Origin of the sequence: Cobetia sp. AM6 (genome assembly GCF_009617955.1) — a bacterium.
Taxonomy (GTDB): Bacteria; Pseudomonadota; Gammaproteobacteria; order Pseudomonadales; family Halomonadaceae; genus Cobetia; species Cobetia amphilecti.
In genome coordinates this window covers 1251539-1264272 of record NZ_AP021868.1, presented here as the reverse complement: position 1 = coordinate 1264272, position 12734 = coordinate 1251539, and the positions used below count along the sequence as shown (strand labels likewise).

Below are 12734 nucleotides of genomic sequence, written 5' to 3'. Positions count from 1 at the left end.
ATTCAACTATCGACGGCCAGACGGTCGACCTTCTGGAAGCCCTTGGGCAGCTTGCTGCCGCGGCGGCCACGCTCGCCACGATAATAATCGAGATCCGCCCCCTTGAGCAGGGTCTTGCGCTTGCCGGCATGCACCACCAGGGTCGCGCCGGCGGGCAAGACCACCAGCGAGCGCACGAGCTCCTCGCGGTTGGCGGCGCGTTCGCCAGGAATCGACAGCATCTTGTTGCCCTTGCCCTTGGACATCTCGGGCAGCTCGGAGAGCGGGAAGACCAGCAGGCGCCCTTCGTTGGAGACCACCGCCACTTCCAGGGCCGCGGGCGTGCCATCGGCAGCCTCCGGCACTGTCGGCACCTCGACCGGTGGCAGCACCGCACAGCCGCGCGGCAGGGTCAGCGCCGCCTTGCCGGACTTGTTCTTGCCGGTCAGCTGTTCGAGCGTGGTCACGAAGCCATAGCCGCCATCGGAGGCCAGCAGATAGCGCGCGGAAGGCGCATCGAGCAGCAGCCCGACCATCGCCGCCCCCGCCGCCGGATTCATGCGCCCGGTGATCGGTTCACCCTGCCCGCGTGCACTGGGCAGATTGTGCGCGGCCAGGGTGTAGGCACGCCCGGTGTCATCCAGCAGCACCAGCGGCTGATTGGTCTTGCCGCGCGCCGCCAGATGGAAGCGGTCGCCGGCCTTGTAGGACAGGCCTTCGGGGTCGATATCATGCCCCTTGGCGGCACGGATCCAGCCCTTCTCGGACAGCGCGACGGTGATCGGGTCGGCGCCCATCAGCTCGACTTCCGACAGCGCCTTGGCTTCGCCGCGCTCGACCAGCGGCGAGCGGCGTGGATCGCCGAAGTCGGTGGCGGCCTGCTCAAGCTCACTGTCGATCAGGTCCGTCAGTGCCTCGTCATTGCCCAGCAGATGCTTGAGGTGCTTGCGCTCGCGCTTGAGCTCGTCCTGCTCGCCACGCAGCTTCATCTCTTCAAGACGCGCCAGGTGACGCAGACGCAGCTCGAGGATCGCCTCGGCCTGACGCTCGGAGAGCTGGAAGGTCTCGATCAGGCTGGCCTTGGGGTCTTCCTCCTCGCGAATGATGCGAATCACCTCGTCGAGATTCAGGTAAGCCGTCAGCAGACCCTCGAGGATATGCAGACGGTCCTCGACCTTGGCCAGACGATGCTCGAGGCGGCGACGCACGGTGGCACGACGATAGCGCAGCCACTCGGCCAGCATCTCGTGCAGCGCCATCACCCGCGGGCGCCCCTTGAGATCGATGACGTTCATGTTGACGCGCGCGTTCTTCTCGAGGTCCGTGGTGGCGAACAGGTGCGCCATCAGGCCTTCGATATCGACACGATTGGAGCGCGGCTGAATCAGCAGGCGCGTCGGGTTCTCGTGGTCGGACTCATCACGCAGGTCCGCGACCATCGGCAACTTCTTGGCCTGCATCTGGGCGGCGATCTGCTCGATCACCTTGGCGCCGGAGACCTGATACGGCAGCGCCGTGATCACGATATCGCCCTCTTCCAGCACGTAGCGGGCGCGCATCTTCACGCTGCCACGACCGGTGCGGTAGAGCTTGGCGAGGTCGGTGCGCGGCGTGATGATCTCCGCCTCGGTGGGGAAGTCCGGTGCCGGCAGGTACTCCATCAGCTGATCGCTGTCGGAGTCCGGATGACGCAGCAGATGGCGCGTGGCGGCCACGACTTCATGCACGTTGTGCGGCGGGATGTCGGTCGCCATGCCCACCGCGATACCGGTGGTGCCGTTAAGCAGCACATTGGGCAGACGCGCCGGCAGCACCTTGGGCTCGTTCATGGTGCCATCGAAGTTGGGCACCCAGTCGACGGTGCCCTGGGAGAGCTCGGACAGCAGCACCTCGGAGTACTTCGACAGCCGCGATTCGGTGTAACGCATGGCCGCGAAGGACTTGGGGTCATCCTGGCTACCCCAGTTGCCCTGGCCATCCACCAGTGGATAGCGATAGCTGAACGGCTGCGCCATCAGCACCATCGCCTCGTAACAGGCGCTGTCGCCGTGGGGGTGGAACTTGCCCAGCACGTCGCCGACGGTACGCGCCGACTTCTTGTACTTGGCGTTGGCCGTCAGGGACAGTTCGCGCATGGCGTAGACGATGCGGCGCTGCACCGGCTTCATGCCATCGCCGACATGCGGCAAGGCGCGGTCGAGAATCACGTACATCGAGTAGTCGAGGTACGCCTTTTCGGTGTAGTCGCGCAGGGCCAGACGTTCGACGTCACCCTCCGCGACCTGGATATCCATGCTCATGGGCGCTTGACCTTGATTACGAGCGTAAAACCGGGGAGCGCCTGACTGTGGCGCTCCCGAAAGAATGCTGTCGCGCAGCTTGTCTGGCTTTCGAAGTTCAGCTGCTTTCGAAGTTCAGCTGCGCTCGAAGCTCAACCGATGATCAGACCTCGATATCGGCCATGTTGCCGTAGTCCTCGAGCCAGCTCTTGCGATCACTGGCGCGCTTCTTGGCCAGCAGCATGTCGAGCATCTCGTGGGTGCCGTCATCCGCACTGCGCGTCAGCTGCACCAGACGTCGGGTGTCCGGTGCCATGGTCGTTTCCCGCAGCTGCAGCGGATTCATCTCACCCAGACCCTTGAAGCGCTGCACATTGGGCGTGCCACGCTTGCTCTCGAGCTGCTTGAGGATGTGCGCCTTCTCGCTCTCGTCCAGGGCGTAATGTACTTCCTTGCCCAGGTCGATGCGGTACAGCGGCGGCATGGCGACGAAGACGCGCCCGGCATCCACCAGCGCCGGGAAGTGACGCACGAACAGCGCGCACAGCAGCGTGGCGATGTGCAGACCATCGGAGTCGGCATCCGCCAGGATGCAGACCTTGTGATAGCGCAGCTTGGTGAGGTCATCCGAGCCCGGATCCAGGCCGATGGCGACCGCGATGTCGTGGACTTCCTGGGAGGAGTAGATGTCATGCGACTCGACTTCCCAGGTATTGAGGATCTTGCCACGCAGCGGCAGGATCGCCTGGGTCTCGCGGTTGCGGCCCTGCTTGGCGCTGCCGCCGGCGGAGTCACCCTCGACCAGAAACAGCTCGCTGTCGGCAGGGTCGGAGCTTGAGCAGTCCGAGAGCTTGCCCGGCAGCGCAGGCCCGGAGGTGACCTTCTTGCGCGCGACCTTCTTGGCGCTCTTCAGACGGCGCTGGGCCGCCGAGATCACCAGTTCCGCCAGCGCTTCGGCCTGATCGACATGGTGGTTGAGCCACAGCGAGAAGGCGTCCTTGACCACGCCGGAGACGAAGGCGGCGACGCTGCGCGAGGACAGGCGCTCCTTGGTCTGGCCGGCGAACTGCGGATCGAGCATCTTCACCGACAGCACGAAGGCGGCGCGCTCCCACAGGTCATCCGCGCTCAGCTTGACGCCACGCGGCAGCAGGCTGCGGTAGTCGCAGAATTCCTTGAGTGCCTCGAGCAGACCGGAGCGCAAGCCATTGACGTGGGTGCCGCCCAGCGGCGTGGGGATCAGGTTGACGTAGGGTTCCTGCACCAGCTCGCCGCCTTCCGGCAGCCACTGGATCGCCCAGTCGACCCCGTGCTCCTCGTCCTCGAAATGGCCGACGAACGGCGATTCCGGCAGGCGCTCGAAGCCATCGGTGGCGCCGAGCAGGTAATCGCGCAGGCCATCCTCGTAATGCCAGGTCGTCTCGCTGCCATCGGTCTCGATGAGCACGACCTTGAGGCCCGGACACAGCACGGCCTTGGCACGCAGCAGGTGGCGCAGGCGCGGCATCGCCAGGCGCGGGCTGTCGAAGTAGCTCTCGTCCGGCCAGAAGCGCACCAGAGTGCCGGTATTGCGCTTGCCGACGGTGCCGATCTGGGTCAGCTCCTCGGCCTTCTCGCCATTCTCGAAGGCGATGCGCTGACGCAGGCCATCGCGGCACACTTCCACTTCCAGACGCGTCGACAGCGCATTGACCACCGAGACGCCCACGCCGTGCAGGCCGCCGGAGAAGCGATAGCTGTCCTGGGAGAACTTGCCCCCCGCGTGCAGCTTGGTGAGGATCAGCTCGATGCCGGTCACGCCATGCTCGGGGTGGATGTCGGTGGGCATGCCACGACCGTCATCGCCGACCTCGATACCGCCATTCTCGAGCAGGCGCACGCGGATTTCCTTCGCGTGCCCCGCCAGCGCCTCATCGACGGAGTTGTCGATGACTTCCTGCGCCAGATGGTTGGGCCGAGAAGTGTCGGTATACATGCCGGGCCGCTTGCGGACCGGTTCGAGGCCGGAGAGGACCTCAATGGAACTGGCGCTGTACTGACTCATCGCAGCCTTGTGTCCTTGGTGTTGACGTCCGCCATCCGACTCGCCATTTCACGTGCGCGAGACGGACAACGGATTCCTGAAAAATGAGAGACCGGCGCCTGGCGTTCAGCATCGAACGCCCTGCCAAGTCGTGCCAATCCATGTCGTGCCAAGAGGTGCCGTGCCCAGCCAAGTCGTGGTGTGTCGTAGCAGAAAGCACCACGCGCATGACCTGCTAGTCCGGCGCGACATGCATCGCCGCTGCGGTGGCGGGGGCCAGCCGGTGCCCGCCATGCGCCATGATCGCCGGCAGGTATTCCGCCAGCTGCGCAAAGCCGTGATCGCCACCCGGCGTGATGATCAAGCGACTTCCCTGATAGAGCCCTGCGGCATCATTGACATCCAATGTCTCATCGGCCGTCGCCAACAGCACCAGGGTGCGCTGCGCCGTGACCGGCTCCGCTTCCAATGCGAGCAGTCCGGGCCCGAACTCCTCGGTGACGGTGAACGTCACGCCGGTATAGGGATTGGCATGCACCGAACCGAGCCATTCGCTGACCAGTCGCGCGGGACGCACGGCCGGATTGATCAGCACACTGCGCGGCCCCTGACGCCAGACGCTCTGAGAAGGACCTGCCGGCCCCTCGAGGCGTGCGGCCTCACGCGCGACCAGCCAGGTGGCCAGAAAGCCGCCCATGGAGCTGCCGATCACCATGATGGCGTCATCACAGGCAGGGTCTGCGGGGTCCAGCGCCAGGCGCTCACACAACGTGAGATAGGCCGCGTTGACCGCCGCCTGACCCGCACCGGGCTCCGGGGGGATGTCCGGCATCACGCACGGCAGGCCGAACTGCTCTGCCGCGCGCTGCATCAAGCGTGCCTTGGGCGAACAACTGGCCGAATTGAAGCCGTGCAGATACAGCAGACCCTTGACGGGCGCGGCGGCGTGCATCGCTGCCGTATCTGACGGTAAGGGGGAATTGGCCATCAGCACTCCCGACAACACGTCAGACCGCGAAACCTCCCCTCCCACGCCTCAAGATGGCTGGGCATCTCTCGAGCGTTCATATGCTGGAAGCAGGGATTTCGACGGTCCGCGTCGTGCTGTCTAGTGTAAACGATTGATTCGCTTATAGGATAGCGAGAATACTGTATAAATCAACAGAGAACGACGACTGCCGCCGCCGCTCGTCTTGCATGGCATATCAGCATGCCCTCACTCACGCACTCTCACTCTCACTCACATCCGCCGAGGGCTCAGCGCGGGTCCTGATCCTGGGCTGCCCACACCGCTTCGATCAGCGCACGGCTGGAGGCGTCCAGCGTGTCGAAACCTTCGCCGGTGGTCATGGTCGCTTCGGTGGCGGTGGCGATCTGCTTGCCCAGCTCCACGCCCCACTGATCGAACGGGTTGATATCCCAGATGGTGGCCTGAACGAAGACCTTCTGCTCGTAGAGCGCAATCAACGCACCCAGCGTTTCCGGTGTCAGCGTCTCCAGCAGCAGCGTGGTCGACGGCTGATTGCCACGGTAGCGCTTGTGGTTCGGCTGCGCCTCATCACCGGGGATGGCGTCATCGCCCAGCATCAGCACACGTGACTGGGCGAAGCAGTTGGCCAGCGTCAGGCGGTGCTGTGCCTTGAGGTGGGCGCGCGTCTCGGCATCCTCGACATGGTCATAACGGCACATCGGCGCGATGAAGTCACACTCGACCGCCTGGGTGCCCTGGTGCAGCAGCTGATAGAAGGCGTGCTGAGCGTTCGGCCCCAGCTGGCCCCACAGCACCGGACAGGTCGAGTAGTCGATCATCTCGCCATCGTTGGTCACTGACTTGCCGTTGGATTCCATCTCCAGCTGCTCGAGGTAGCTTGCGAAGTATTCCAGGCGACCATCGTAGGGCAGGATGGAGTGGGCGCGGATATCGAGGAAGTTGTTGTTCCAGATCCCGGCCAGCGCCAGCAGCACCGGCAGGTTGTCTTCCAGCGGCGCGGTGCGGAAGTGCTCATCCAGCTCATGCGCCCCGGCCAGCAGGCGACGGAAGTTGTCCATGCCGACATTGAGCGCGATGGGCAGACCGATGGTGCCCCACAGCGAATAGCGGCCGCCGACCCAATCCCAGAACAGCAGCTGATGTTCCGGCGCGATGCCCCACTCGGTCATCTTTTCCGGCTTGGCGGAAGCGCCGATAAAGTGCTGACGATTGATCAGCGCTTCCAGGCGCCCTTCCGGGTCGAGGCGTGATTTCAGCCAGTCGCGCGCGGTGCGGGCATTGGACAGCGTGTCGATGGTCGAGAATGACTTGGAGGACAGGATGAACAGCGTGGTTTCCGGGCTGAAGGATTCCAGATAATCCGCCAGCTGGGAGCCATCCATGGTCGAGGCGAAGTGCACGCCGATCTCGTGGATGTCCTTGGGACGGCAATCGCTCAAGGCGCTGGAGACCATCAGCGGGCCCAGGTCCGAGCCACCGACACCGAGGTTGACCACGTCGGTGATCGGCTTGCCGGTGGCGCCGCGCCACTGGCCGCTGTGGAAGGTGTCGACCATCTCGGCCAGGTGCTCGAGGCTCTCGTGGATGGCCGGCACGATATCCTCGCCGTCCACCTCGAGGCTGGCGGAGCGCGGCAGACGCAGCGCGGCGTGCAGCGCCGGACGGTCTTCGGAGCGATTGACATGTTCACCGGCAAGTAGGCGCTTGATGCCCTGCTCGACGCCGGTTTCGCGCGCCAGATCCAGCAGCAGCTCCAGGGTCTCGCCCGTGAGGCGCTGCTTGGAGAGATCCAGACGCAGTCCCGCGGCTGAGCGCGTGAAGGTCGCCACTCGGTCACGCCCTTGCGCCGCATCCTCGGCGAACAGGTCCTTCAGATGCACATCGGCCATCTGCTCTTGATGATGGCGCGCGAGAGCCTGCCAGGCCTGGGTATTACGACGCGCAGAACGTGCCGCTGATTGAGTGGACATGGCCACCTCTCTCCTTGAAGTGTAATGACCGGCCCTGCACGGCCCGGCCTGAAATCGATTGATGGAGGCATCACCCGCCGGCCGTGACGGGTGCGTCACGGGCGCCGAATGCGTAGAATGGCGGGCCCGACGGGGCGCTCTGCCCGGCCGGTCCTCGGCCACAGGCATGTCGCCCTGGCCCACTGCCCGATGAAGCCTTGATCCATGAGTGATGCATCTTACCGTGACGCGATATTTACGACACCCCTTGACCGTGTCGCCAGCTTCTCCTTCGACGAGCAGGTCGTCAGCTGCTTTCCGGACATGCTGCGCCGCTCGGTGCCGGGTTACGGTCAGATCATCGCCATGCTGGGCCTGATGGCCCGCGCCCACCTGCGCCCCGGCGCGCGGGTCTATGATCTGGGCTGCTCACTGGGTGCTGCCAGCATGGCGCTGGCCCGCGAGATGGCCGCCGAGGATATCGAGATCGAGGCCGTCGATCTGTCCAGACCGATGGTCGAGCGCGCCAGCCGCGAACTCGCCGAGGCCTTCCCCGACCACCGCATCAACGTCACCGAAGCTGATATTCGCACTCTCGACTATCAGCCGGCCGGCATGATCGTGGTCAATCTGACGTTGCAGTTCCTGCCGCCGGAAGACCGCGACGCCGTGATCGACAAGCTGTTCGCGGCGCTGGAACCCGGCGGCGTGCTGATCCTCTCCGAGAAGATCATCAGCGATGATCCGGTCGAGAATGCCTGGCTGATCGAACGGTATCATGACTTCAAGCGCGCCAACGGCTACTCCGATCTGGAAATCTCCCAGAAACGTGAGGCCCTCGAGGACGTGATGAAGCCCGACAGCCTGAACACGCATCACGAGCGCCTGGCGCGCGCCGGCTTCCAGCGCAGCCACACCTGGCTGCAATACCTGAATTTCGCATCGATGGTCGCCTTCAAAGCCGCCGAATGACCGCTACGCCTGCACGGACCCGACCCAGCGCATGAGCATTTCCCCGTATGACCGCGACCTTTACCGCGCCTTCACCGAGCTTGCCTGTGAGCCAGGCGCCGTCGGCGACGGCTTCGCCCGCTGGCTGGGCGCCCTGCCCGAGCAACTGGCCAATGGCCTGGACCGCAAGCGTCACGCCGACCTCAAGGCCTGGCATGGCGCGCTGGAAAAGCTGCCCGCCCTGCCCGACGATCGCGATGTACAGCTGGATGCCGACCGGGTCGGCGCACGCTTTCCGACTGGCCTGACTAGCGGACAGCTGCGCCAGAGCGAGAACCTGCTGCGTGCGATGATGCCGTGGCGCAAGGGCCCCTATCAGCTCGACGAGATCCATATCGACACTGAATGGCACTCCGACTGGAAGTGGCAGCGTCTCGCGCCGCACCTGTCGGACCTCACCCATCGCCGCGTGCTGGATGTCGGCGGCGGCAATGGCTACCACGGCTGGCGCATGGTTGGTGCAGGCGCGGCCTTCACGCTGGTGATCGACCCTTCACCGCGCTTCTACTGCCAGTTCCATGCCGTGCGTCACTTCATCGGCGCGGATCACCCCCGGGGCCGCAACCTGCACTTCCTGCCGGTGGGCATCGAGGATGTGCCAGCGAAGATGGGCGCCTTCGATAGCGTATTCTCGATGGGCGTGCTCTATCATCGCCCCTCGCCGATGGACCACCTCTTCCAGCTGCGTGACACCCTGCGTCCCGGCGGCGAGCTGGTGCTGGAAACCCTGGTGGTGGAAGGTGACGTGACGACGGTGCTGATGCCCGGCGAGCGCTACGCCGCGATGCCCAATGTCTACTTCCTGCCCTCCTCGCAGGCGCTGGCCCACTGGTGCGAGCGCGCCGGTTTCAAGGACGTGCGCATCGTCGATGAAGCTGTGACCACCCTGGACGAGCAGCGTGCCACCGACTGGATGACCTACCACTCGCTGAGCGACTTCCTCGACCCCGCTGACCCGAGCCTGACCCGCGAAGGCCACCCGGCGCCGCGGCGTGCGGTGCTGATCGCCACTCGCGCCTGACCTGGCGTCTGAGCAGGCACCTGAACGCGCGTTAGAGACACGGACTTCTCGTCGCGCTAGGGCCGACGGCAGCAGAAATACAAGAACGGCGATGCTTCATGAGCATCGCCGTCTTCTTTTCTCTTCTCAGACACTGCCTCTCGTCTCAGACACTGCCTCTCGTCTCAGACAATTCCCAGACGCTGCGCCTGCCGGTACAGGTTGCCGCGATCGATCTTGAGTCTGCGCGCTGCCTCCGCCCAGTTGCGATCACTTGCCTGCCAGACCCGCGAGATGTGTTCACGCTGAAACGCCTCGGTGGCATCGCGCAGTCCCAGCGTCTCATCGCCGTCCTGCCAGGCGGTGCGCGGTGCAGAACTTGCTCCTCCGGTCTGACTCGCTCTGCCTGTCTGATCCACCCTCCCCACCTGCGCACCCTGAATCTCCTGCGCCACGCCGGTGGCCCGTTCAAGTGACATCTCGGTATTGACCTCCAGCCCCAGCAGCTCCGGCGTGATCACCACCAGCTGGCGCCCATCGGCGCGCAGGCGAGTCGGGTGGGCGCCATGCGCGAGCCGGGCATGCAGGGCGGCGCGGCTCAGGCAGTGCTCCAGTTCACGCACGTTGCCGGGCCAGGGGTAGTCGCACAGCAGGCGCTCCGCCGCCGGCGTCAGGCGCAGATTGCCCAGCCCGAGGCGCGTACGGTTGTGCTCAAGAAAGGTGCCGGCCAACGCCAGCAGGTCCGCACGTCCGCGCTCACGCAGCGGCGGCACCCTGAGCGGATAGACGCTCAGGCGGTGATAGAGGTCTTCACGGAAATGCCCGGCGGCGACCTCCGCCTCGAGATCGCGATTGGTGGCCGCGATGACGCGCACATCGACTTTGACCACGCGATCGCTGCCCAGCGGCTGCAGCTCGCCCTCCTGCAAGACCCGAAGCAGCTTGGGCTGCAGCGACAGCGGCAGCTCGCCGATCTCATCCAGCAGCAGGGTGCCGCCATCCGCCATCACGAAGTGACCACGATGGTCGTGGGTCGCCCCCGAGAAGGCGCCACGCCGATGCCCGAACAGCGCGCTTTCGACCAGATCCGGCGACAAGGCGGCGCAGTTGATGCGCACCAGCGGCCGCGCAGCCCGCCGGGAAGCGTCGTGCAGGCGCTGGACCACGCCCTCCTTGCCCACGCCGGTCTCGCCCTGCACCAGCACCGTCATCTCGGTATCGGCGACCGCCTCCAGCTGCGCCTCGAGCCTGGCCATCGCCGGGCCCCGCTGCGGGCAGGCCATGGCACTCTGTGACGCCATGCCTGTCGGTGAGACCACCATCGGTGCCGAAAGCCCTGACCTGCCTTCCGTGGCCCCCGCAGCCCACTCCTGTCGCAGTGACAGCGACAGACAGTGTGCGGGGAGTGACAACCAGGCCTGCAACTCCTGAAGCGGAAGTGCCAGCTCGTCCGTACTCGCAGAGGCGCACAACGATTCCAGCGGGGCCAACACTCCCGGCGTCAGCGCATCGAAGGTCATCACTCCCAGCAGGGTATCGCCCTCGCGCAGCGCGATACCGGCACAGTCATGCACCAACAGATCCGGCCCATGCACGTCCCCCAGCAGGCCATCGAAGGGGTCCGGCAGGTCGCTGTCCAACGCGAAACGATGTACTCCCGTGTGCTCGGCGATCGCCTTGAGCCGCGGGTGCTCCGCCAGCGCGAAGCGTCGCCCGCGCACCTCGGCAGGCAGGCCGTAGGTGGCCAGTGGCAACAGCTCGTCACGCTCGGGCAGGTAGCGCATCAGGGTCGCCGCCTCACCGGGCAGCTGCTGCATGATCGCGGCCAGCAGACGCGTCCATGGCAGCGCGCGCCGCTCGCCGCCCTCCTCGCGGGACAACCAGGCGGCGAGCCAGGCATTCACGGCCGCGACCGGCGTATCGTTCAGGGGCAAGAGGGCATCGGGCATGCGGTCATCCTTGCGGATATCGGGAGTGAGAGGGCTGAAGATTGATGTCATCATGACACGCTTGATGTCATTAGAACACGCCACATGACCATGTCATTTTGACATCATAGACCTGCAGAGTGCATGACGACTGGCCTCGAGAGTTGGCACGCCCCTTGCCATAGAGGGAGGGACATCAATCAGAGGTATCGTCATGCTGACCAACGCCCAGGAAGACCTGATCGCCGCCACCGCTCCCGTCGTCGCCGAGCATCTCAATGCCATCACGGCGCGCTTCTATCCGCTGATGTTCGAGCGCTATCCCGAGGTGAAGCCGCTGTTCAACCAGACCCACCAGGCCAGCGGCGGCCAGGCCCGTGCGCTGGCCGGCGCCGTACTCGCCTATGTCGGCGCACGCCACTCGCGTGAGGCGGTGGACCGCCTGCTGGCGCCCGTGGTCAGCAAGCATGTCTCGCTCAATATCCTGCCGGAACACTATCCCATCGTCGGCGAGTGCCTAATGACCGCCATCGGCGAGGTGCTGGGGGACGCCGTCACGCCGGAGATCGCCGATGCCTGGGGCGCCCTCTATGGGGAACTGGCCGCTGTGCTGATCGCCGCCGAGCAGGGCCGCTACGACAGCTTCGCCGCTACCCGCGGCGGCTGGCAGGGGCTGCGCCGCTTCCGCATCGTGCGCACACAGGACGAGAGCCGCGAGATTCGCTCGCTGTACCTGGCGCCGGTGGAAGGCCCGATGTTCTCCTTCCTGCCGGGCCAGTACATCGGCATGCGCCTGGCGACACCCCAGGGCGTGATCCATCGCCATTACAGCCTGTCCCACGCGCCGGACGAGCGCTTCTGCCGTATCTCGGTCAAGCGTGAGGCCCACGGCCAGTCCAGCCAGTACCTGCATGCGCTGAAGACAGGTGACGAGATCGAACTGCTGCCACCGGCCGGCGAGCTGACCTTCGAGCATGCTGCCCCGCAGAGCGCCGATGCCCCGGTGCTGTTGCTGTCGGCGGGTGTCGGCCAGACGCCGATGCTGTCGCTGCTGACGGCGGCGCTGGCGGCGGGCCGCCAGGTGATCTACCTGCATGCGGCGCGCAATCCCGAGGTGCATGCCTTCGACGCCACCCTCAAGGCGCTGGTCGCGCAGTATCCAACGCAGCTGCATTATCAGGTCTGCTACGAACAGGCCGAGACGCTGCCGCCCCATGCGCAATTGGGCATCATCGAGCGCGACTGGCTGGCGCAGCAGATCGCCGCGACCGGTGCCAGCGCCGAGTCGCTGCAGGCCTTCGTGATCGGCCCGCATGGCTTCATGCAGAGCATGATCCAGCACCTCAGCCGTATCGGCGTACCGCTCAGCCAATGTCACCACGAGCATTTCGGCCCCTCCACCCCGCTCGCCATCGACACTGCTGTCGCCTGATGCGCCAGGTGTGAGCCGCACCATGCAAAAAGCCCCCATCGCCTTGCGGCCATGGGGGCTTTTGCGTTCTCCGGCTTCATTCCAGCAGGCCGTGTTGTTATTGCGTGTCCAGCGTTGTTGTTGGTATTCCGCTGACTTCCAT

The 12734-nt window shown here is 65.3% G+C and carries 8 protein-coding genes; 3 read left to right on the top strand and 5 right to left on the bottom strand.

From position 1 onward, the window contains the following. Positions 1-2 precede the first annotated feature (2 nt). The 4 genes from parC to pgi form a co-directional block, all read right to left on the bottom strand. Entirely contained in the window at positions 3-2279 is a 2277-nt protein-coding gene (gene parC, locus CLAM6_RS05375) for a DNA topoisomerase IV subunit A (protein WP_153635348.1), read from the bottom strand. Between the two features lie 142 nt (positions 2280-2421). Then, positions 2422-4302, bottom strand: a complete 1881-nt coding sequence (parE, locus tag CLAM6_RS05370) for a DNA topoisomerase IV subunit B (protein ID WP_043335172.1) — start codon at positions 4300-4302, stop codon at positions 2422-2424. Between the two features lie 214 nt (positions 4303-4516). Then, entirely contained in the window at positions 4517-5269 is a 753-nt protein-coding gene (locus CLAM6_RS05365; RefSeq protein ID WP_242007750.1) for a YqiA/YcfP family alpha/beta fold hydrolase, read from the bottom strand. 269 nt (positions 5270-5538) lie between these two features. Further along, positions 5539-7242 carry a glucose-6-phosphate isomerase gene (pgi, locus tag CLAM6_RS05360; protein WP_153635347.1) on the bottom strand — a complete coding sequence of 568 codons (1704 nt, stop codon included), beginning with the start codon at positions 7240-7242 and terminating at the stop codon, positions 5539-5541. Positions 7243-7446: 204 nt separating this feature from the next. On the opposite strand from pgi, the gene cmoA reads away from it, so the two are divergent. Beyond that, a complete protein-coding gene (gene cmoA, locus CLAM6_RS05355) occupies positions 7447-8193 on the top strand; it encodes a carboxy-S-adenosyl-L-methionine synthase CmoA (RefSeq protein WP_043335167.1) in 747 nt (248 codons plus the stop codon). A 31-nt stretch (positions 8194-8224) separates the two neighbouring features. Then, positions 8225-9253, top strand: coding sequence for a tRNA 5-methoxyuridine(34)/uridine 5-oxyacetic acid(34) synthase CmoB (gene cmoB, locus CLAM6_RS05350; protein WP_153635346.1), 1029 nt, complete (start codon positions 8225-8227; stop codon positions 9251-9253). A 164-nt stretch (positions 9254-9417) separates the two neighbouring features. Here cmoB and norR read toward each other — a convergent pair whose 3' ends face one another. Continuing rightward, the gene (gene norR, locus CLAM6_RS05345) at positions 9418-11181 is read right to left on the bottom strand and encodes a nitric oxide reductase transcriptional regulator NorR (RefSeq protein WP_172978628.1); all 1764 of its coding nucleotides are present in this window, start codon (positions 11179-11181) and stop codon (positions 9418-9420) included. Between the two features lie 193 nt (positions 11182-11374). On the opposite strand from norR, the gene CLAM6_RS05340 reads away from it, so the two are divergent. Then, entirely contained in the window at positions 11375-12592 is a 1218-nt protein-coding gene (locus tag CLAM6_RS05340) for a globin domain-containing protein (RefSeq protein WP_153635344.1), read from the top strand. Positions 12593-12734: the final 142 nt, after the last annotated feature.